Source organism: Paracoccus sp. TD-10 (genome assembly GCF_048270675.1).
Taxonomy (GTDB): Bacteria; Pseudomonadota; Alphaproteobacteria; order Rhodobacterales; family Rhodobacteraceae; genus Paracoccus; species Paracoccus pantotrophus.
In genome coordinates this window covers 860,217-880,821 of sequence record NZ_CP182419.1, presented here as the reverse complement: position 1 = coordinate 880,821, position 20,605 = coordinate 860,217, and the positions used below count along the sequence as shown (strand labels likewise).

Genomic DNA, 20,605 nt, shown 5'->3' with positions numbered 1-20,605 from the left:
CCGGGGCGGGCAGTCGCGCCGCCGGGCTTCGGCCAGCCAAGGCCCTTGCCCCTCGCCCAGCGAGAATTCGTCCTCAAAGCCCCTCGAAGGCCGCCCTTTGCCGGTCCGTCCAGCGCAGCCGCAGCCGCACCCCCTCTTCGGCGACCTCTTCGGCCGCGACCACGCCCTGCTCATGCAGCCAGGCCCGGCGCCGGCCGTCCGAATGCGGCAGCACCAGTTCGGCCTCGCGGCGCGGCTCGTCCAGCGCCTCGGCCAGCCGCGCCTCGACGGCGGCCAGCAGATCGTCCAGCCCCTCGCCCGACAGGGCCGAGATCGCCTGCACGCCCTCGGTGCGCGCATCGGTGCGCCGCAGGGCGGCACGGGTCTCGGGCGACAGCGCGTCGATCTTGTTCCAGACCTCGATCAGCGGCACGTCCTCCTCGACCCCCAGCGAATCGAGGATCTCGCCCACGTCGCCGGCCTGCTCCTCGGTCTCGGGATGGCTGATGTCGCGCACATGCAGGATCAGGTCGGCCGCCAGCACCTCCTCCAGCGTGGCGCGAAAGGCGGCGACCAGCTCATGCGGCAGGTCGCTGATGAAGCCCACCGTGTCGGACAGGATCACCCGCCGGCCGCCGGGCAGCACCATCTGCCGCATGGTCGGGTCCAGCGTGGCGAAAAGCTGGTCCTGCGCCAAGACCTCGGCCCCGGTCAGCTTGTTGAAAAGCGTGGATTTCCCGGCGTTGGTATAGCCGACCAGCGCGACGATGGGATAGGGCACCTTGGCGCGGGCCTTGCGGTGCAGCTCGCGGGTCTTGACCACCCGCTCGAGCTGCCGGCGCAGGCGCACCACCTGTTCGTCGATGGCGCGGCGGTCGGCCTCGATCTGCGTCTCGCCGGGACCGCCGACGAAGCCCAAGCCGCCGCGCTGGCGCTCCAGGTGCGTCCAGGCCCTGACCAGCCGGGTGCGCTGATAGGCCAGCGCGGCCAGTTCCACCTGCAAGACGCCCTCGCGCGTCTGGGCGCGATCCGCGAAGATCTCGAGAATCAGCCCGGTCCGGTCGAGGATCTTGACGCCCCATTCCTTTTCCAGGTTGCGCTGCTGGACCGGCGTCACCGGCCCGTCGATCAGCACCAGTTCCGCCCCCTCGCCCTCGGCGGCGGCCTTGAGGTGCTGGCCGATCTCCTCGCGCTTGCCCTTGGAGAACAGCATGCCCGGATCGGGATTGCGCAGCCGCGCCACCTCGGCCCCGGCCACCTCGATGGCGGGCAGCGCATGGGCGAGCGCCACCGCCTCCTCCAGCGCCAGCTCGGGCGAGCGGCGGGTGCGCGAATTGCCCAGATCGGGATGGATCACATAGGCCCGGGTCGGCCGCTCGCGGGTTTCCGACGGCTCGGCCAATCAGTCCTCGCCGTCATAGAGGCTGATCGGCTGCCCCGGCATGATGGTCGAGATGGCGTGCTTGTAGACAAGCTGCGATTGCCCATCGCGGCGCAAAAGCACGCAGAAATTGTCGAACCAGGTGATGACACCCTGCAATTTCACACCGTTGATAAGGAAAATCGTCACCGGGACCTTGCCCTTGCGCACATGGTTCAGAAAAGCGTCCTGGAGGTTCTGTTTGTCGCCGGCCATTCGGGGCACCTTGTTCTTATCGCTGGTTTTCAAGACTTAGGCGAGCGGGCAGCGGCTTGCAAGCATGTGATCCGGGCTAGCGGCGCCAATATTCGGGCGAAACCAGCGCCAGGATCGCCAGCGTCTCGACCCGTCCGACCACCATGGCCCCGGCCAGAACCGCCTTGGTCAGCCCCGGCAGCCCGGCCCAGCCCGCCCAGGGCGCCCCCGCCATGCCGGCCGAGCCCTGGAAGGTCGGTGTCAGCGGAATCGCGCCGGCCAGCGGGCCGGTATTGGTCAGCGCCGCGATGGACAGGATGGTGGCCGAATCGAACTCGATGCGCTGCAGCGAGATCAGCATCACCGTCACCGCGATGGAACTGGCGAAGAGCATGAAGAAGATGAAGGCGAGATAGGCCCCCTCGCGCCGCAGCCGCCGCGCCATCAGCCCGCCGCCGCCGACCGAGGCCGGGTGTACGATCCGCTCCAGCTCGCGCTCGGAATGGCGGGCGAGCGCATAGACCCTGAGCAGCTTGACGCCCCCCGCGGTGGTGGCGACGCCGCCGCCCATCATCGCCAGCCCCGCCAGCATCAGCCCGGGCGAGCTCAGCCCCGACCAGTTGCGCGCGCCTTGCCATTCGACCGAGTTCCAGCCGGTCGTGGTCAGATAGCTCAGCCCGTTGAAGATACCTCCCCATGCGGCCGAGGCGGCGCTGTCGAGCGTGTCCAGCACCCCCTTGGCCCCGGTCGGGGAAACGCCGATGGCCCCGGCGAAATGCCGCGCGAACAGCAGGACCGAGACCAGCAGCACCACGCCAGCGGCCATGCGCAGCTCGGGATCCTCGATCCAACTCTCGCTGGCCTTCAGCTCGCCGCCGCCGGGCCAGAAGCGGCGCGACAGCGCAGGGATCAGGAACAGGAAGATCACCACCTCGCCGGCGATGCCGCTGCCCTGCCCGGCGGGGCCGGCGACCGGGCTGATGCCGCTGGTCGACAGCGTGCCCATGGCGCGGGTCAGCGCCACCAGCCCGGTCTCGCCCAGCATCAGCAGCAGCGTCCACATCAGCAGAGTCAGCCCGGCATAGACCGGCAGCACCACCCGGCCCGCCCGCATCACCCGATGTGCCGGATCGGCCAGTTCGGTCTGGAAGGCGGGATGGGTCAGCGGGGCCAGGGCATCCGGGCCCTCGGCCGAGCGCGGCAGGCGCTCGAACCTTTCGCTGCGACCATAGGGCGAGGACATGATCTCGAATCCCCCTACCCGCAGGGGCGCCAGCAGTGCGATAGCCGCGACCAGCATGAACAGCCCGCCCAGCCAGCCGACCATGGCGCGCCACAGATGCAGCGGCGCCGGCAGCAGATCGGCCGAGTAAAGCGTGGCGCCGGTGGTGGTCAGGCAGGAGATCATCTCCCACCAGGCATTGAAGAAGCCGGTATCGGGCAAGGCCATGGCAAAGGGCACGGCCAGCATGGCCGGCAGCAGCACCATGGTACCCAGCATGGTCAGAAGCACGCTGCGCGCCCGCGGCCCCTCGGGCCGGTCGGCGGTCGCCAGCCCTAGGATCGCGGCCAGGATCACGAAAAGCCCCGCCGCGCCCAGGAAGATCGAGCCGATCTTGTGGCTGTCCAGCGCATGGGCGTAAAGCCCCGGCACCACCATCGCCAGCGCGCCGATGCCCCCCAGGATCACGATAAGCGGCAGGCGCAGCAAAAACCCCATCCCCGGCCTCAGAAGAAGTCGATCGAAACCTGCAGCAGGCGTTCGACCTCGGGAATGTCGGAGACGAGGGCAAAGATCACCACGATGTCGCCCTCCTCGATGCGCAGGTCGCCCGTCGGCTTGACCACGCGCTCGCCCTTGCGCACGGCGCCCATCAGCGCGCCTTCGGGAAACTCGATGTCGCGCACGGCCCGGCCGGCGATGGGCGAGGTCGAAAGCACCTGCGCCTCGATCACCTCGGCTTCGGCATCGCCGATGGAATAGATGTCGCGCACCCGTCCGTGCCGGATATGGCGCAGGATGGTCGAGACGGTACTGGCACGCGGGTTGATGAAGGCGTCGATGTCCAGAGGCTCCATCAGCGACATCAGCGTGGGGTCGTTGACCAGCGAGATCGCAAGCTTCGCGCCCGCCTGCTTGGCGCGCACCGCGGCCAGGATGTTGGTCTTGTCGTCGTCGGTGATGGCCAGGACCGCATCGGCGCGCGGCACGGCCGCCTCCTCCAGCAATTCGGCCGACAGCCCGTCGCCGTTCAGCACGATGGTGCGGTTGAGCGCATCGGCCGCATCCTCGGCGCGGGCGCGGCTGCGCTCGATCAGCTTGACGCGGATGCGCTCGGGGCGCGCCTCGAGCGATTGGGCGACGGCCAGGCCCACATTGCCCGCACCGATGATGACGACGCTTTCCTGCTTGGCCATGGGCTTGCCGAAGATCTCCAGCGTGCGCGCCACGTCCTCGGTCAGGGTGAAGACATAGACCTGGTCGCCCTCGAAAAGCTGGTCGCCCGGCTCGGGCGCGAAGAGCTTGCCGCCACGCCGCACCCCGGCGACGATGGCGCTGAGGCTGATGAACATGTCGTTGAGCTGCCGCAGGGGCGTGTTCAGCACCGGGCTGTCAGGCTCGAGCGAGATCCCCAGCAGATGCAGCCGCCCTTCCAGGAAGGTCTCGGCATCGAAGGTCGAGGGCGCGGAAAGCCGCTGCATCGCCGCCCGCGCCACCTCGCGCTCGGGGCTGATGACGACGTCGATGGGCAGGTGGTCAGTGCGGTAGAGATCGGACCAGATCGCGTCCAGATAGGCCGAGCTGCGCAGCCGCGCGATCTTCCTCGGCACCTGGAAGACGGAATGGGCGACCTGGCAGGTGACCATGTTGACCTCGTCCGAATGGGTTGCGGCGATGATCAGGTCGGCATCGCGCGCGCCGGCGCGGTCCAGCACGTCGGGATGGCTGGCAAAGCCGGTCACGCCCTGCACGTCCAGCGCATCGGTGGCGCGCCGGATCAACTCGGCATTGGTGTCGATGATGGTGACATCGTTGCGCTCGCCCGCAAGATGGCGCGCGATATGCCAGCCGACCTGCCCCGCCCCGCAGATGATGATCTTCATTCCGGCCCCGGTTCAACCCCTTCGTGAAGCGCGATCCTAGCGCGGGCCGCAGGCGACGGATACAGCGAAAACATCAGGACCAGCCGTGCAGCCATACCGCCTGCGTCATCGCCGCATGGGTATTTGCAGAACGAAGAAGCCGTTAAGGATTCCTCAATCTTTTCCGCCTAGCCTGGTTGCGCGGTACAGGCTGGGGAGCCGATGACCGCGAACGGAGAAGTCGCCCCGGTCACCTGGCCAGAACCTGTCCCGCCTGATCCGCGGGGGTGGCCGGGGCGCAGTTCCCGTGCTTCTCTGTTCCATAAATACCCATGCGACCGCGCCACCGGCATGGCGCCGCCATCATTTCCCCATCAGTTCCTCCTCGACGCGCATGCCGCCGACGACGCCGAGCGACTTGAGCTTGCGATGCAGCGCCGAACGCTCCATGCCGACGAATTGCGCCGTGCGGCTGATATTGCCGCCGAAGCGGTTGATCTGCGCCAGCAGGTATTCGCGCTCGAAGAGTTCGCGCGCCTCGCGCAGCGCCAGGCTGGTGATCTGCGGGCCGAGCGCCAGGGCCTCGCTGGTGCTGGCGCTGCCGTTCTGGCCTTCCAGTTCCGAGGGCTGGATCGGCCCGGTGCCGTCGCCCAGGATCAGCACCCGCTCGATCACATTGCGCAGCTGGCGGATATTGCCCGGCCAGTTCATCGCCTGCAGCGCGGCGCAGGTCTCCTCGGGCAGCGCGCGCAGCGGCAGGCCCTGGCCGGCATGGAACTGTTCGATGAAATGTGAGGCCAGCAGCGGGATATCGTCGCGCCGCTCGGCCAGCGAGGGCACCGCCACCGGCACCACGTTCAGCCGGTCGTAAAGCTCCTGCCGGAAGCGGCCCGCGGCGATCTCGGCCGAAAGATCGCGATTGGTCGAGGAGATCACCCGCAGGTCCACCCGCACCTTGTCGGTGCCGCCGGCGCGCTGGAACTGCTGCTCGGTCAGCACCCGCAGGATCTTGGGCTGGGTGCCCAGCGGCATGTCCGCCACCTCGTCGAAATAGATCACCCCGCCATGCGCCTGCTCCAGGAGACCCGCCTCGATGCCGCGCTCGGGCGTTTCGCGGCCGAAAAGCACCTCCTCCATGTGTTCGGGCTCGATGGTGGCGCAGGGCACGGTGACGAAGGGTTCGCGCGCGCGCGGGCTGTGGGCGTGGACATAGCGCGCGGCGATCTCCTTGCCCGCCCCCGGCTCGCCGGTCAGCATCACCCGGCCGTTCGATTTCGCCACCTTGTCGAGCTGTTCGCGCAGCCGGCGGAAGGGCGCGGAATTGCCCAGCATCTCGGCCGCCCGTGCCTCGCCGCGCCTGAGCGTCGAGTTCTCGCGGCGCAGCCGCGCCGTCTCCATGGCGCGGCGGATCACCACCAGCAGCTGGTCGATGTTGAAGGGCTTCTCGATGAAGTCGTAGGCGCCCTGCTTGATCGCCGCCACCGCGATCTCGATATTGCCATGGCCCGAGATGATGACCACCGGCACCTCGGGATTGTTGCGCTTGACCTGCTTGAGGATGTCGATCCCGTCCATCTTGCTGTCCTTGAGCCAGATGTCGAGGATCATCAGCGCCGGCTCGGCCGCGTTCAGCTCGGCCACCGCCTGGTCGGAATTGGCGGCAAGGCGGGTCGAGAAGCCCTCGTCGCGCAGGATGTCGGAGATCAGTTCCCGGATGTCCCGCTCGTCGTCGACAATCAGAATATCGCTCATTTCATTGCTTCCTGCTCGTTTTTCTGGCGGCGCGCGGAAAGCCGCACCGGCTGGCGTTCGCGCGGCAGGCGGATTTCGGCCATGGCGCCGCGTCCTTCGGGGGTGTCGGTCAGCATCAGGCTGCCGCCGTGTTCCTCGACGATCTTCTTGACGATGGGCAGGCCGAGGCCGGTGCCGCCGGGCTTCATCGTCACATAGGGCTCGAACAGCCGGGTGCGGTCCTGCGGCAGGCCGGGCCCGTTGTCGGCGATGCGGATCGTCACCGCATCGGGGGCCGAGCGCAGCGAGACCCGGACCTGCGGCACCCAGCCCTCGGGCGGGTTCGCGCGCAGCTCGTCCAGCGCCTCGCCCGCGTTCTTCAACAGGTTGGTGAAGACCTGCCGCATCATGCCGGCATCGGCATCCACGATCACCGGCTCGTCGGGAATGTCCGAGACCAGCGCGCCCTGCAGCGCGTCGCGCTGCATCAGCTCGGCATCGCGCAAGAGCTTGGCGATGTCGGTTTCCTTGCGGTCCGGCTCGGGCATGCGGGCGAAGCGGCTGAACTCGTCCACGATCCGGCGCAGGTCGTTGGTCTGGCGGATGATGACCTCGGTATATTGCTCCAGCGCCTCGCGTTCCTCGCCGGCGATGGGGCCGAACTTGCGCTTCAGCCGTTCGGCCGAAAGCTGGATCGGGGTCAACGGGTTCTTGATCTCATGCGCGACGCGGCGCGCCACGTCGCCCCAGGCCGCCATGCGCTGCGCCGAGACCAGGTCGGTCACGTCGTCCAGCGCCACCACATAGCCTTCGAGGCCGCCGGCCGCGCCGCGCCGGATCGCCATGCGCACCAGCAGGCTCTCCACCCGACCCTCGCGGGTCAGGCGGATCTCGTCCTGCACCGATTCGTTCACGGATTGCGCCAGCCGCTCGAACAGCGGCGCGAATTCCGGCACCGCCTCGGAGAGCAGCCGGTCATGCGCCGCCGCCGGGTCGAGGCCCAGCAGCCGGGCGGCCGAGCGGTTCAGGAAGTCGATCTCTCCCGCCGCGTCGAGACCGATCACCCCGGCCGTGACCGAGGACAGCACGGAATCGAACAGCCGGCGCTGGTCGTCGGCAGCGCGATAGCTTTCGACCAGTTCCTGGCGCTGCTGCTTCAACTGCCGGGTCATGCGGTTGAAGCTTTCGCCCAGCGTCTGGATCTCGTCGCCGGTATCGGGCGCGGGGATCTGGAAGTCCAGGTTGCCCTCGCCCACCTGCTCGGAGGCCTCGGCCAGCCGGCCGATGGGCCGCGACAGCCGGTCGGCGAACCACAGGCCCAGCCACATCGCCGCCGCGACCAGAAGCAGGGCAAACCCCAGATACAGCAAGGAAAATTCGAACAGAACCCGGCCGCGTTCCTGCTCCAGGCGCTGATATTCGCCGACGGTCTGGCGGGTGTCGTCCAACAGCCCCAGCAGGCTGCCGTCCACGTCGCGCGTGACGTAGAGATAGCGGTCGGCCAGGGGCACCAGCGGCACCAGGGCGCGGAATTCGTTGTTCTGCCAATCCTCGATCAGCACCAGACCGCGCATCGCCGCCTCGTCAAACTGGGCGGGAGAGGGCTCCTCGTACCAGAACTGATAGCTGCGCTCGCCCCGCGCGCGGATGGTGCCGCGGCCATCGACGATATAGGCCTCGCGCAACCCGCGCTGGATCTGGCTTTGATAGTCCGACAGCAGCAGCCGCAGGTCGCCGTCGTCCAGCATCGGGTTCTGCCGCGCGGCCTGGGTCAGCGCCCCGGCCAGCAGCTTGGCATCGTTGGTCAGGTCGCGGCGATGCTCGTCCTGATAGGCCTCGGCGGCCGAGAGCGAGGTCGAGACCACCTGCTGCACCCGGTTCGAGAACCAGCCTTCCAGGCCGATGTTCACCGTCAGCCCGGCGAACAGCGCCACCAGCACCGTCGGCACCAGCGCGATGGTGGCGAACACGCCCACCAGCCGCATGTGCAGCCGCGAGCCCGCCGCCGACTTGCGCCGCGCCGCGACGATCCGCGCCATGCGCGCCACGACCAGGCCGGTCAGCACGATCAGGTAAAGCAGGTCCGCCAGCAGCACCAGCCGCAGCACCGAGCCGCCCGAGGTGGCGCCGGCGAACGGCCCCATCACCGCGAAGGTCAGGCCGGCCAGCGCCGGGCCCAGCAGGGCAAGGCCAAGCGTCGCGGTATTGCGATAAAGCCGCAGGCGCCGCAGCCGTGCGACGCGTTCCCATGTGTCCCTGGACAGCGTTCCCGCCACCTTTGCCCGTCCTCACGGTTTCGCCGCTGTGCCGCGGCCTTCCTGTGGCCGTTAAGCGACTCTCGCAAGGCCATCTGTGGCTGTTTTACATCAGTTTGCGGCGCCGTGTCACCTCGATATTCAGATCGGTCAGTTTCTTGCGCAGCGTATTGCGATTGATGCCCAGAAGATCGGCACAACGCAGCTGATTGCCGCCGGTGGCGTCCAGCGCGATCTCCAGGAGCGGCTTTTCGATCTCGCGCAGGATGCGGTCGTAAAGGCCGGGCGGCGGCAGGTCGTCGCCATGCAGGTCGAAATAGCGTTGCAGATGCATCTCGACCGATTGCGCCAGCCGCATGTTCGCGGGCTCGCCCAGCGGCGTGACGGCGGGGCTGGCCGCCATCGCGGCGGCGGGCGCGGCAACCGCGGCCGGCGGCACGATGGGGCTGGATTCCGCCAGCGCGGCGCGGGTCTCGGCCTCGGTGATCTCGGCGGCCGCGGCGGTCAGCGCCAGCCGCCGCATCAGGTTTTCCAGCTCGCGCACGTTGCCCGGAAAGGGATAGGCGCGGATCAGCGCCGCCGCGCCTTCGGAAAGCGTGCGCAGCGGCAGGCCCTGCGCCGCGGCGCGGGCCAGCAGGTGACGCGCCAGCGGCGGGATGTCGTCCAGCCGGGCGCGCAGCGGCGGCACGGTGACCGTCACGCCCGCCAGCCGGTAATACAGATCGGCCCGCAGCCGGCCCGAGGCGACATCGGCCTGCGGATCGGGCCCGGTGGTGGAAATCAGGCGCGGCATCAGGTTGCGGCCGGGGCCGACCTCCCATGCTTCGATCATGCCGATCAGCCGGGCCTGGGCGGCGGCGTCGAAACCGGCCGGATCCTCGATCAGCAGCGTGCCGCCCTGGGCGCGGTCGGCGGTGCCATGGATGGTCTCCTCGGACAGGTCGGCCGAGGTCAGCACGACGAATCCCGCCTCGCGCCGGTCCGACAGGTCGTGGAACGAGCGCGCGACCACGGTCTTGCCCACCCCGGCCTCGCCGGCGATCATCACCGGCAGGTCGGCGTTCAGCACCCGCGCGACCATGCGGAACAGGTTCTGCATCGCCGGCGCATGGCCGATCAGCGGCAAGGCGGGATCGGCGCCGGTCTCGGGCACCGCCGGTGCCGGTGCGGGATCGGATTTGCGCAGCCGCCGCGACAGCGCCTGGCCGGCACGCGCCATCAGGTCCGGCAGGTCGAAGGGCTTGGGCAGGTAATCGAAGGCAGCGGCCTCGGTGGCGCGGATGGCGGTAACGATGGTGTTCTGGGCCGAGATCACGATCACCGGCAGGTCGGGCCGCGCCTTGCGGATCGCCGGGATCATGTCGATGCCGTTTCCGTCGGGCATCATCACGTCGGTGATGACCAGGTCGCCCCGTCCCTCCTCGACCCAGCGCAGCAGTTGCGCCAGCGAGCCGGTGGCATGGACCCGGCAGCCGGCGCGGGTCAGGGCCTGGGTCAGGACCGTGCGGATGGTGCGGTCGTCGTCAGCGATCAGAACGGTGCCGTCCATGGGAAAACCTCAGGCTTTGGGCAGTGAAATGCGGAAAACGGTGCGACCGGGGCGGGATTCCAGCGCGATCCAGGCGCCGTGGTCGGTGATGATCTTGGAAACCAGCGCCAGGCCGAGGCCGGTGCCGTTCTCGCGCCCCGAGACGAAGGGCTCGAAGACCTCGGCGATCAGCGTTTCGGGGATGCCGGGGCCATCATCCTCGATCTCGATCTGCAGGGGCAGGCTGCGGCCCTGCGGCTCGGCCTCGGTCGGCGCCAGCCGCAGGGTGCCGTCGTAGAAGCTGCGCAGGCGGATGCTGCCGCCCTGCCCCGTCCGGCCGATGGCCTCGGCGGCGTTCTTGACCAGGTTCAGGCAGACCTGCACCAGTTGGTCGGCATCGACCAGCGCCGGCGGCAGCGAGGGGTCGTAATCGGGCACGATGCGCAACCCCTTGCCGAAGCCCACCGCGGCCGAGCGGCGCACTCGCTCCAGCACGTCATGGATGTTCACCGCCGCCAGCCGCGGCGCCGAGGTGTCGCCGAAGCGTTCCACCTGGTCCAGCAATTCGACGATGCGGCGCGATTCCGCCACGATCAGGTCGGCGAGGTCGCGGTCCTCGGCCTTGAGGTTCATGCCGATCAGCTGCGCCGCGCCGCGGATGCCGGCCAGCGGGTTCTTGATCTCATGCGCCAGCATCTCGGCCATGCCGATGGCCGAACGCGCGGCCGAGCGCGCCGCCTGCCCCTGCCCAAGCCGCCCGGCCCCCTCCAGGGGCGAGATCAGGATCACCGTGCCTCCCGCCGGGCTGGGCGCGGGGCCGGCATGGATGGTGCCGATGCGGTCGGAATGCCCGCCCGAGCGGTCGCCGATCTCGAAACGCACGCCGGCGCGGTTCAGCGCGTCATGGCCCTCGCGCATCCGCTCCAGGATCGAGCCCAGTGTGGGCACGATGCGCAGCCGCTTGAGCATCTCGGCCCCTTCCAGCGCCTGCCCCAGCGACGAGCGGCAGGAGATGTTCAGGAAAGCCTCGGCCAGGTCGTTCATCGCGGCGATCCGGCCCTCTGCGTCCAGGATGATCGCGGGCAAGGGAAGCGCCGCCCAGTTCGGCCCGACCTCTGCCGGGGTGAAACCGCCGCCGGCCTCCATCTCGGGATCGGGCAGGATGTCGGACCTGGGCCGGCTTGTCATGAGGGCACCTCGGTCGCCTGGGCATTGGCATGGGCGGCATCGGCATCGCCGAAACCGGCGCGGATCGCGGCCAGCGCGGCCTCGGGCGTGGGCGCGCGCAAGAGTTCGGCGCGGTTCGGGGCGCCGTTCGACTCGGCATACCAGCCCAGGTGCTTGCGGGCGACGCGCAGGCCCAGTTCGCGCCCGTAAAGCGACAGGATGTCGTCGTAATGCTCGGCCACCGCCTCGGCCAGGCGGGCGCCCTGGGGAATGTCCGGCGCCGGCGTGTTCCACAGCGCATGCGCGATCTGCGCCAGCCGCCAAGGCGCGCCCTGGGCGCCGCGGCCCACCATGACCGCATCGGCGCCGGACTGGCGCAGCGCCGCGCGAGCCGAGGCCGCGTCCACCACATCGCCATTGGCGACCAGCGGCGGCCGGCCGGGCAGGTTCGCGACCTCGCGGATGGCATTCCAGTCGGCGCTGCCGGTATAGAACTGCGCGCGAGTGCGGCCGTGTATGGTCAGCATCCTGACTCCCGCCCCGGCGGCGCGGGCGGCCAGTTCTGGCGCATTCAGGCAATCCGCGTCCCAGCCCAGCCGCATCTTCAGCGTCACCGGCAGGTCGGGCACGGCGGCGACCACCGCGTCGATCAGCCCCAGCGCGTGGTCGAGATCGCGCATCAGCGCAGCGCCCGACAGCCCCCCCGTCACCTTTTTGGCCGGGCAGCCCATGTTGATGTCGACGATGCGCGCGCCCATGCCGGCGACGATTCGCGCGGTTTCCGCCATCGCCCCCGCCTCGCGCCCGGCGATCTGGACGCTGACCGGCAATTCGCCCTCGGTCAGCGCCTTGGCGCGCACGGCGGCGCGGGTCGAGGGGCGCGGCGTCACCATCTCGGTCGAGGCGACCATCTCGCTGACCATCAGCCCCGCCCCGCCATGGCGCGCCACGGCGCGGCGAAAGGGCAGGTCGGTGATCCCGGCCATGGGCGCCAGGAAGACCGGCGGGCCGAGCCGCGTGGAGCCAAGGATGATGGGTTCGGGCAATGTCATGGGAAAACTCGTAGGCCAGCCGGCGGGGATGCGAAAGAAAACGGCTTGCGCCCGATCGGCAGGCTTTCCCGACGCGCTCGAATTTGCCGCTTTTTAATGCTTGATGCCTAAATAGTCGGCAGGCCCGGATTCGTCAAATGTCGCGGAGCTTCAGGCGCGCTGTCGCAACCGCTCTGGCCTGCCGCCGGGTCCGCGGCTAGGCTTGCCGCGCCAGCCAGGGAGTGCGCGATGTTTCTTTCCGTCTTCGACATCTTCAAGATCGGAGTCGGCCCGTCCTCGTCCCATACCATGGGGCCGATGGTGGCCGCAGGCCGCTTTCTGGACGCACTGCGCCAGCAGCCGTTCCGCGCGCACGGGCTGCGCGCCAGCCTGCATGGCAGCCTGGCATTCACCGGCAAGGGTCATGCGACCGACCGCGCCACCATCCTGGGCCTGGCCGGATTCCTGCCCGAAACCATGGATGCCGAGGCCGCCGAGGCGGCGCTGGCCCGCAACCGCGAAACCAGGATCCTGTCGCCCGAGGGACTGGGCGACCTGGCCTTCGACCCGGCGCGCGACCTGATCTTCGACTATGACCGCGCCCTGCCCGGCCATGCCAACGGCATGGTGCTGATGGCGACCGACGCGCAGGGCGACGTGATCTTCCGCGAGGTCTATTACTCGATCGGCGGCGGTTTCGTGATGACCGAGGCCGAGCTGGCGGCGCGCGGCGACGACACCCGCACCGACGCCTCGCCCAAGGTGCCCTTCCCCTTCGCCTCGGCCGCCGAGATGCTGGAGATGGCCGAAAGATCGGGCAGGTCCATCGCCCAGATGAAACGCGAGAACGAGCGGGTCTTTCGCAGCGATGCCGAGATTTCCGCCGGCCTCCGCCGCATCTGGCAAGTCATGCGCGACTGCATGGACCGGGGGCTGGCGACCGGCGGCATCCTGCCCGGCGGGCTGTCGATCCGCCGCCGCGCCGCCGCCATCCACGAGGCGCTGAGGGCCGAGGCCGGCATGAACCTGACCGCGCCGCATGTTATCAACGACTGGATGTCGATCTATGCCATGGCGGTGAACGAGGAGAACGCCGCCGGCGGCCAGGTGGTGACCGCACCCACCAACGGCGCGGCGGGCGTGGTGCCGGCGGTGATCCGCTATTGGCTGGACCACGTGCCGGGCGCCTCGGAACGCCAACTCGACGAGTTTCTGCTGACGGCGGCGGCCATCGGTGGGCTCATCAAGCACAACGCCTCGATCTCGGGCGCGGAATGCGGCTGCCAGGCCGAGGTCGGATCGGCCAGCGCCATGGCGGCAGCGGGGATCTGCGCCGCGATGGGCGGCAGCCCCACCCAGGTCGAGAACGCCGCCGAGATCGCGCTGGAGCATCACCTGGGCATGACCTGCGACCCGGTGAAGGGGCTGGTGCAGGTGCCCTGCATCGAGCGGAACGGCCTGGGCGCCATCAAGGCGGTCTCGGCGGCCAGCCTGGCCCTGCGCGGCGATGGCCAGCATTTCGTGCCGCTGGACGCCGCCATCGAGACCATGCGCCAGACCGGCCGCGACATGAGCGACAAATACAAGGAAACCTCGCTGGGCGGTCTGGCCGTCAATGTGCCGAACTGCTGAGTCGCGTGCGAAGAATCGCGCAAAGCGGGGGTTTGGCGCGGACCGCCCCCTGTCGGCGCTTGCCCCGGCCCTGCCCTTCCTGTAGCCAATCAGCATAAGCAAAACCTACGGAACCGGGACTGAGCAGATGAAATTCCGTTCGGCATTCGCCGTTCTTACGATGACTGTAGCCCTTGCCGCCTGCGGCGAACTGCCCTTCCAGTCCTCCGAACCCGAAACCCCCGCCCATTCCGGCCCGCCCAGCGTCTCGCCGCTGGAACAGCCGATCGAGACCGGCGCCGAGGGCAAGCCCGTCGCCACCGCCGAGGCCAGCACGCTGGGCACCGCCATGTTCCGCGCCGCGGGGTCGGGCTGGACCGTGACCGCCGCCGACAAGACCGCCGTCTATGAACGGCCCGGCGCGAAATCCGTCGGCGTCACCGTGCGGCGCATGGCCTATGGCCGGGGGGTCGAGTTCATCGGCTCGATGAACGGTTCGGTCTTCGCGCTGAACATCCAGGCGGCGGAATGCGAGATGGGCGGGCAGAAGACACCCTTCACCGCGCGGCTGCGCGTCGGCAGCCAGCGCCTGAGCGGCTGCGCCGCTCCGACCGACACCATGCCCAAGGCACAGGTGCGCGCCTCGTCCGCGGCCCCCAAGCCCAAGACCCAGCCGAAGCCGGCAGCGCCCGCGGCCAAGCCCGAGACCGAGGCGGCGGCGGAAGCGCCCGAGACGGAAACCCCGGCGACCACTCCGGCCGAGCCTACCGGTCCCACCACGCCCGCGACCGGCACCGCGCCCGCGACCACGGCGCCCGGTAGCACGTCCTCGACCGCCCCCTCGGCGGACAGCACGGCCGAGACCCCGGCCAACGGCACGGCGGCCGATGCCGAAGCGCCCGCTGCCGACAGCCCGGCCGCGCCGGGGACCGCTCCGGCTGCCGGCGGGTCGGATGCGGCCGGCGGCGTCCCGGCCCCGGCCCTGATCCTGCCCGAGCCGCCCGCCCCGAGCGAATGAGCCAAGATCCGGGCGCCGTGCGGCAAGGCCCGCGCGGCGCCGGCCCAACCCGCCGCCCCGCTGCGGGCCACGACCTGAGAGGAGCCGCGATGCGCGCCCATTCGATGCTTACCCGTCGCCTGCTGGCCTCGACCGTGCCAGTTGCGCTGCTTCTGGGTCTCGGCACCAGCCCGGCCCGCACCGATCCGCTGATAGGCGATGTGCTGAACAGCTATGGCCTGCCGGGCGGGGTCGAAACCCCCACGGCCGAGATGCTGCCCGACGGCACCCTGGGCGGCACCGTGTCCTATAACGAGCTGGGGCGGCGCCATAACGTCGTCTTCCAGCTGCACCCGCGCATCACCACCGCGCTGCGCTATTCCCGGGTCGAGGGGATGACCGACCACAATCAGTTGGGTCATATCTGGGACCGGTCCTTCGACATCCGCTTCCAATTCCTGGACGAGGCCGGCTGGCGCCCCGTCGTCGCGGTCGGGCTTCAGGACTTCCTGGGCACTGGGGTCTATTCCGGCGAATACATCGTCGCCAGCAAGACCATCACCCCCAACATCCGCGCCAGCCTGGGCATCGGCTGGGGCCGTCTGGCCGGCCAGTTTCGCGAACCCGATGGCGATGAGGGTGGCAAGCCCAATGTCGAGGACTGGTTCTCCGGCAGTCCCAAGCCCTTCGGCTCGGTCACTTGGCAGGTCAACGACAAGCTGAGCCTGGTCGCGGAATATTCCAGCGACAAATACCGGCCCGAGACGCGCAGGGGGACCGAGGAAGCCCCTGGCAGCCAGTTCAACCTGGGCGCCTATTACACCTTCAACCCGCAATATCAGCTGGGCCTCTATACGCTGGGCGGGGACATCTTCGGCGCGCAGTTCAGCTTTGCGCTGAACCCGCGCAACGCGCCCTTCCCCTCGGGGCTGGAAAAGGCGCCGGCGCCGGTCAGGCCGCGCCCTGCACCCGCCGCCGACCCGGAGGGCTGGTCGGGCGCCTGGTCGGCCGATCCGACCGCGCAACCGGCGATCCAGACCGCGCTGAAAGACGCGCTGGCCGATGAGGGCCAGGTGCTGGAATCCATGGCCCTGTCGGCGAACCGGGCCGAGGTCCGCATCCGCAATACCCGCTATATCCAGCAGTCCGAGGCCGTGGGCCGCACCGCGCGGCTGATGACCCGCGCCCTGCCGCCTTCGGTCGAGACGCTGGTCATCACCTCGAACGCCGAGGGCATGGCGACCTCGTCCGTGGTGCTGAAGCGTTCGGATGTCGAGCGGCTGGAAAATACCGAGGCCGGCCGCATCGCCCAGGCCGCGCAACTGGTCGATGCCGAGCCGCGGCCGGGCGATCTGGTGACGACGCCGGGCCTGTTCCCGCGCTTCCGCTGGAACCTCGGGCCCTATCTGGAACTGGGGCTGTTCGATCCGCAAGATCCGCTGCGCTATGAGGTCGGCGCGCAACTCAAGGCCAGTTACGAGATCACGCCGGGCCTGATCCTGTCAGGAACGCTGCGCCAGCGCGCCTTCGGCAGCATGGAGCAGCGCGGGCCGGGGATCCCCCCCGAGCTGGTGGGCGGAGAGCGTGGCCATCATTATACGCCCGAAGAATACATTTCGGATCCGGCTAACGAGTTCTTCCGGGGCGTGCCTCGGGTCCGCTCGGATACGCGCATGTATACCGGCAATGACAGCCCGACCATCCCCGAGCTGACGCTGGCCTGGTATGCCCAGCCCACCGAGACGGTCTATACCCGCCTGACCGTGGGCCTGCTGGAACGCGCCTATGGCGGCGTCTCGGGCGAGGTGCTGTGGAAGCCGGCCAATTCGCCGCTGGCCTTCGGGGCCGAGATCAACCGGGTGAAGAAGCGCGATTTCGAGGACATCTTCGGCTTCCGCGACTACGAGGTCACGACCGGGCATCTGTCGGCCTATTACGAGTTCGCCAACGGCTTCACCGCACAGCTGGATGTCGGCAAGTACCTGGCCGGCGACAAGGGCGCGACCATCACCCTGACGCGGGAATTCGCCAACGGCTGGCGCGTGGGCGCCTTCGCCACCAAGACCGACATGAGCGAGGAGCAGTTCGGCGAGGGCTCGTTCGACAAGGGCATCACCATCTCGCTGCCGATTTCCTGGGCCGCGGGCACGCCGACGCGGGATCGCGCAAGCAGCACGCTGCGGTCGCTGTCGCGTGACGGCGGGGCGCGGGTGAACGTGGACGGGCGGCTCTACGACAAGGTCCGGGACGCGCAATCCGTCAAACTTTACCAAGGCTGGGGGAGGTTCTGGCGATGATCGCGACCCGTATCCACAAGGCCGCCCTTTCGGCGCTGCTCATCGCCGGCCTGGCCGCCTGCGGCAACGACGATACCGGCCGGGAGGCCAACCCGCTGCTGATTGCCGCCAAGACGGCCGGCAGCACCCTGGCCGGAATGCGCGGCGGCGAGGCGCAGGAGGCCCCGGCCCCGCGCACGCCCGAGCAGATGGCCGCCGAGGCGCTGCGGGTCAACCCGGCGCCGCTGATCCTGGTGGGCTTCGAATCGCTTGGCCGGACGCAGGTCATGGCGATGACCGGCCAGAACGGCGCCATGCGCACCTATATGGCGCCCTCGAAAGAGGCGCTGATCCTGCGCGACGGCATGGTGATCGGCACGCGGGGGCTGGGCAACGACCTGTCCGTCGCCGAGCCGCAGACCGAGGCGCTGATCCGCGCCGGCCGCTCGGGCTCGGCCCCGCGCGTCATGCGCTATTACAGCGGTGACGGGCTGGAGAGGCCGCTGAGCTTTAACTGCACCACCGGGCCGGGACCGGCGGCGGGCGTGATCCTGGAAAGCTGCGAGGGCCACGGGGCACGTTTCCAGAACAGCTTCATGCCGCAGGGCGGGCATCTGCCGGTGTCGCGGCAATGGCTCGGGCCGCGGCTGGGCTATATCACCATCCAGGTGCTGCGCCCCTGACGGGCCCGCGAGAGACGACATGAAAACCGGCCCCGCGCGGCCGGTTTTTTCATGCCTCCGGCCGGGCGGCGAACGGCAAGGCGTCGGACATGAAAAAAGGGGCTGACCAATGGCCAGCCCCTCTGAAACTTCGCGGAACCGAGGTTCCGTTCAGCGATCAGCTGTCGTCGTCATCCGAGGCGATGGCGGCGATGACGCCCAGCAGCAGCAGAGCCGGAACGACGAGGCCAGCGTTGGTCGAAGCGGGCTTCTCGTCAACGACAACCGGCTCGACTTCAACGACCGGGGCAACATAGCCACCGGCGAGAGCGGTCGAAGCCGACAGGCCCAGGGCCAGGGCGAAGGTAGCGAATTTGGTCATGATCATGCTCCGTTCAGTACTTTGACGGCTGCCGTTTCCGGCAACATCGCTGAGACAGTCGCATAATCCCAAGGACTTGGAAAGCGGTCTTGATCGGGAAATCACGCGCGCCTCGGGCGACTGTTGCATAATAGCCAACACCTCTTGCGCTCGGCGAGATGCCGCCGCCGGATCGGCGGAAACTCGCGGGTTCCCGCCTGCGCGCAAGCCTGGATCATTTCCTGCAAGCCACCAATGTTGCTGCATAAATCAGCGCCGAACAGGCCACGATCGAGGGACCCGCGGGCGTGTCGAACCAAAGGCTTGCCCAAAGTCCGCCAAGGACCGAAACCGCGCCGATCAGGGTGGCGGAACCCGCCATCCGCTCGGGCGTTGCAGAGAATCCCCGCGCCGCCGCTGCCGGCACGATCAGCATGGCCGAGATCAGCAGCGCCCCCACGATCCGAATCGCGATGGCCACCACCAGCGCCAGCGCAAGCGACAGGATCAGCCGCTCGCGCGCCGGATCGATTCCCGCTGCCATGGCCAGTTCCTCGTTCACCGAAGCCGTCACCAGCCGCTGCCAGCGCCAGATCAGCAATCCCAGGACCGCCGCCGCGCCGGCCCAGATCCAGGCCAGGTCGGTCCGGGTCACGGCCAGAATGTCGCCGAACAGGAACGCGTCCAGCCCCACCCGCAGCGAGGGCACGAAGCTGACCCCCACCAGCCCCAGCGCCAGCGCGCTATGGGCCATGACGCCCAGCACCGTGTCCATGGACTGCCCGCGCGCGGTAAGCTGCGCCACGATCAGCGCCATGGCCACCGCCACCGCCAGCGTGCCCAGATAGATCGGCAGCGAGAAGACGAAGCTCAGCGCCACGCCCAGGATCGCGGCATGGGCGGTCGAATCGCCGAAATAGGCCATGCGGCGCCAGACCACGAAGGAACCCAGCGCCCCCGTCGCCAGTACAAGGCCAAGCCCCGCCAGCACGGCTCGGGTCAGGAAATCGTCAAGCATGGGGCCTCAATGCGTATGGGCGCAGGCCGGGCCGTGGCGATGGCCCTCTGCGACATGGTCGTGGTCGTGGTCGTGGTGATGCTGGTAAAGCGCCAGCGTGCCCTGCGATTCGGCGCCGAACATGGCGCGATAGGCGGGGGCGGCGCTGACCGCCTGCGGCGTGCCCTCGCAGCAGACATGGCCGTTGAGGCACACCACCCGGTCCGAGGCGCGCATGACCACCAGAAGATCGTGGCTGACCATCAGCACGGCGGCGCCGGTCTCGGCCCTGACCTCCTCGATCAGCTTGTAGAAGGCGACGATGCCGGGCTGGTCCAGGCCCTGCGTCGGCTCGTCCAGCACCAGAAGCTGCGGGTCGCTGAGCAGGGCGCGGGCCAACAGCACGCGCTGGAACTGCCCGCCCGAGAGCGCGGTGATCTGCCGCCGCTCCAGCCCCGGCACGCCGGTCCGTTCCAGCGCCGCGGCGGCCTGCGCATCGCCCACCCGGCGCGGCAGCGACAGGAAGCGGCGCACGGTCATCGGCATCGCCCGCTCGATATGCACGCGCTGCGGCACATAGCCGATGCGCAGCCCCGGCGCCCGCTCGACCCGGCCCGAGGCCAGCGCGACATGGCCCAGAAGCGCCCGCACCAGCGTCGATTTCCCCGAGCCGTTCGGCCCCACCACGGTGACGATCTCGCCGGGGCGGATCAGGAAATCGACATGGTTCAGCACCGGCAGGTCGCCGCCATGGCTGACCGACAGGTCGGTGGCATGGATCAGCGCCGTCACAGGCCGGCCTCGGTGCAGCGCGCGCAAAGGCCCAGCAGCTCGACGGTGCTGCGCTCGATGCGAAAGCCCGAGGCCCCGGCCAGCCGGTCCAGCGCCGCGCGCAGATCGGGTGCATCGGCCTCGGCCACCTGCTCGCAGCCGCGGCAGATCAGGAAGGCGGGCGAATGGTCGCGCTCGGCCGAAAGGCAGGCGGCATAGGCGTTCAGCCGCTGGACACGATGGGCCAGCCCCTGCTCGACCAGGAAATCCAACGCCCGATAGGCCACGGGGGGCTGCTTGCCGAAGCCTTCGGCCGACAGCCGCTCCAGCACCTCATAGGCGCCCATGGCGCGATGCGATTCCAGCAGGATCTCCAGTGCGCGCCGGCGCACCGGGGTCAGGCGCACGCCCTCGACCCTTGCCTGTTCCTCGGCGCGGCGCAGCACCGCTGCCGCGCAATGGGCATGGTCGTGTTCGTGGAACGGGTCGGGGGGGGAGTCCGGGCTGGCCATGATGTTATATCGTTACATTTCCGCTTGA

General features: G+C 69.2%; 17 protein-coding genes. 4 read left to right on the top strand and 13 right to left on the bottom strand.

From position 1 onward, the window contains the following. Window positions 1-73: 73 nt before the first annotated feature. The 9 genes from hflX to dusB all read right to left on the bottom strand — a co-directional run bounded on the left by hflX (window position 74) and on the right by dusB (window position 12,411). Window positions 74-1,381 (bottom strand): GTPase HflX, encoded by a 1,308-nt coding sequence (hflX, locus tag ACNKFW_RS15235; protein ID WP_147428982.1) that lies wholly within the window; start codon window positions 1,379-1,381, stop codon window positions 74-76. Then, complete coding sequence (gene hfq, locus ACNKFW_RS15230; RefSeq protein WP_017999735.1) at window positions 1,382-1,615, bottom strand: RNA chaperone Hfq; 234 nt, start codon at window positions 1,613-1,615, stop codon at window positions 1,382-1,384. It abuts the gene before it with no gap. 76 nt (window positions 1,616-1,691) lie between these two features. Then, a complete protein-coding gene (locus ACNKFW_RS15225; RefSeq protein ID WP_024844449.1) occupies window positions 1,692-3,314 on the bottom strand; it encodes a potassium transporter TrkG in 1,623 nt (540 codons plus the stop codon). An 8-nt stretch (window positions 3,315-3,322) separates the two neighbouring features. Next, window positions 3,323-4,699, bottom strand: a complete 1,377-nt coding sequence (gene trkA, locus ACNKFW_RS15220; protein WP_024844448.1) for a Trk system potassium transporter TrkA — start codon at window positions 4,697-4,699, stop codon at window positions 3,323-3,325. A 342-nt stretch (window positions 4,700-5,041) separates the two neighbouring features. Further along, window positions 5,042-6,430, bottom strand: coding sequence for a sigma-54-dependent transcriptional regulator (locus tag ACNKFW_RS15215; RefSeq protein ID WP_024844447.1), 1,389 nt, complete (start codon window positions 6,428-6,430; stop codon window positions 5,042-5,044). After that, window positions 6,427-8,685 (bottom strand): sensor histidine kinase NtrY-like, encoded by a 2,259-nt coding sequence (locus tag ACNKFW_RS15210; protein WP_147428983.1) that lies wholly within the window; start codon window positions 8,683-8,685, stop codon window positions 6,427-6,429. Before ACNKFW_RS15210 ends, ACNKFW_RS15215 begins: the two co-directional genes overlap by 4 nt. Window positions 8,686-8,770: 85 nt before the next feature. Then, entirely contained in the window at window positions 8,771-10,213 is a 1,443-nt protein-coding gene (locus tag ACNKFW_RS15205; protein ID WP_147428984.1) for a sigma-54-dependent transcriptional regulator, read from the bottom strand. A 9-nt stretch (window positions 10,214-10,222) separates the two neighbouring features. After that, complete coding sequence (locus tag ACNKFW_RS15200; RefSeq protein ID WP_024844444.1) at window positions 10,223-11,380, bottom strand: two-component system sensor histidine kinase NtrB; 1,158 nt, start codon at window positions 11,378-11,380, stop codon at window positions 10,223-10,225. Then, window positions 11,377-12,411: a tRNA dihydrouridine synthase DusB gene (gene dusB, locus ACNKFW_RS15195; RefSeq protein ID WP_024844443.1), complete on the bottom strand. Its 1,035-nt coding sequence runs from the start codon at window positions 12,409-12,411 to the stop codon at window positions 11,377-11,379. Before dusB ends, ACNKFW_RS15200 begins: the two co-directional genes overlap by 4 nt. A 228-nt stretch (window positions 12,412-12,639) precedes the next feature. On the opposite strand from dusB, the gene ACNKFW_RS15190 reads away from it, so the two are divergent. The 4 genes from ACNKFW_RS15190 (at window position 12,640) to ACNKFW_RS15175 (ending at window position 17,957) form a co-directional block, all read left to right on the top strand. After that, window positions 12,640-14,022 carry an L-serine ammonia-lyase gene (locus ACNKFW_RS15190; RefSeq protein WP_147428985.1) on the top strand — a complete coding sequence of 461 codons (1,383 nt, stop codon included), beginning with the start codon at window positions 12,640-12,642 and terminating at the stop codon, window positions 14,020-14,022. Window positions 14,023-14,149: 127 nt separating this feature from the next. Continuing rightward, window positions 14,150-15,019, top strand: coding sequence for a hypothetical protein (locus ACNKFW_RS15185; RefSeq protein WP_147428986.1), 870 nt, complete (start codon window positions 14,150-14,152; stop codon window positions 15,017-15,019). A gap of 89 nt (window positions 15,020-15,108) precedes the next feature. Then, the gene (locus ACNKFW_RS15180; protein WP_418024876.1) at window positions 15,109-17,295 is read left to right on the top strand and encodes a YjbH domain-containing protein; all 2,187 of its coding nucleotides are present in this window, start codon (window positions 15,109-15,111) and stop codon (window positions 17,293-17,295) included. Further along, window positions 17,292-17,957 carry a YjbF family lipoprotein gene (locus ACNKFW_RS15175; protein WP_024844439.1) on the top strand — a complete coding sequence of 222 codons (666 nt, stop codon included), beginning with the start codon at window positions 17,292-17,294 and terminating at the stop codon, window positions 17,955-17,957. The genes ACNKFW_RS15180 and ACNKFW_RS15175 overlap by 4 nt, the downstream gene beginning before the upstream one ends. 157 nt (window positions 17,958-18,114) lie before the next feature. On the opposite strand, the gene ACNKFW_RS15170 is transcribed toward ACNKFW_RS15175, so the two are convergent. The 4 genes from ACNKFW_RS15170 to ACNKFW_RS15155 form a co-directional block, all read right to left on the bottom strand. Next, complete coding sequence (locus ACNKFW_RS15170) at window positions 18,115-18,318, bottom strand: hypothetical protein (RefSeq protein WP_024844438.1); 204 nt, start codon at window positions 18,316-18,318, stop codon at window positions 18,115-18,117. Window positions 18,319-18,532: 214 nt separating this feature from the next. Further along, a complete protein-coding gene (locus ACNKFW_RS15165) occupies window positions 18,533-19,315 on the bottom strand; it encodes an iron chelate uptake ABC transporter family permease subunit (protein ID WP_147428989.1) in 783 nt (260 codons plus the stop codon). Window positions 19,316-19,321: 6 nt separating this feature from the next. Further along, window positions 19,322-20,086 (bottom strand): metal ABC transporter ATP-binding protein, encoded by a 765-nt coding sequence (locus ACNKFW_RS15160; protein ID WP_147428990.1) that lies wholly within the window; start codon window positions 20,084-20,086, stop codon window positions 19,322-19,324. Beyond that, a complete protein-coding gene (locus ACNKFW_RS15155) occupies window positions 20,083-20,577 on the bottom strand; it encodes a Fur family transcriptional regulator (protein WP_024844435.1) in 495 nt (164 codons plus the stop codon). Before ACNKFW_RS15155 ends, ACNKFW_RS15160 begins: the two co-directional genes overlap by 4 nt. Window positions 20,578-20,605 lie beyond the last annotated feature (28 nt).

Excerpts from the sequence above, each read along its gene's own strand:
- hfq (WP_017999735.1), bottom strand. The coding sequence starts at position 1,615 with ATGGCCGGCGACAAACAGAACCTCCAGGACGCTTTTCTGAACCATGTG.
- ACNKFW_RS15225 (WP_024844449.1), bottom strand. The coding sequence starts at position 3,314 with ATGGGGTTTTTGCTGCGCCTGCCGCTTATCGTGATCCTGGGGGGCATC.
- trkA (WP_024844448.1), bottom strand. The coding sequence starts at position 4,699 with ATGAAGATCATCATCTGCGGGGCGGGGCAGGTCGGCTGGCATATCGCG.
- ACNKFW_RS15215 (WP_024844447.1), bottom strand. The coding sequence starts at position 6,430 with ATGAGCGATATTCTGATTGTCGACGACGAGCGGGACATCCGGGAACTG.
- ACNKFW_RS15205 (WP_147428984.1), bottom strand. The coding sequence starts at position 10,213 with ATGGACGGCACCGTTCTGATCGCTGACGACGACCGCACCATCCGCACG.
- ACNKFW_RS15200 (WP_024844444.1), bottom strand. The coding sequence starts at position 11,380 with ATGACAAGCCGGCCCAGGTCCGACATCCTGCCCGATCCCGAGATGGAG.
- dusB (WP_024844443.1), bottom strand. The coding sequence starts at position 12,411 with ATGACATTGCCCGAACCCATCATCCTTGGCTCCACGCGGCTCGGCCCG.
- ACNKFW_RS15190 (WP_147428985.1), top strand. The coding sequence starts at position 12,640 with ATGTTTCTTTCCGTCTTCGACATCTTCAAGATCGGAGTCGGCCCGTCC.
- ACNKFW_RS15185 (WP_147428986.1), top strand. The coding sequence starts at position 14,150 with ATGAAATTCCGTTCGGCATTCGCCGTTCTTACGATGACTGTAGCCCTT.
- ACNKFW_RS15180 (WP_418024876.1), top strand. The coding sequence starts at position 15,109 with ATGCGCGCCCATTCGATGCTTACCCGTCGCCTGCTGGCCTCGACCGTG.
- ACNKFW_RS15175 (WP_024844439.1), top strand. The coding sequence starts at position 17,292 with ATGATCGCGACCCGTATCCACAAGGCCGCCCTTTCGGCGCTGCTCATC.
- ACNKFW_RS15170 (WP_024844438.1), bottom strand. The coding sequence starts at position 18,318 with ATGACCAAATTCGCTACCTTCGCCCTGGCCCTGGGCCTGTCGGCTTCG.
- ACNKFW_RS15165 (WP_147428989.1), bottom strand. The coding sequence starts at position 19,315 with ATGCTTGACGATTTCCTGACCCGAGCCGTGCTGGCGGGGCTTGGCCTT.
- ACNKFW_RS15155 (WP_024844435.1), bottom strand. The coding sequence starts at position 20,577 with ATGGCCAGCCCGGACTCCCCCCCCGACCCGTTCCACGAACACGACCAT.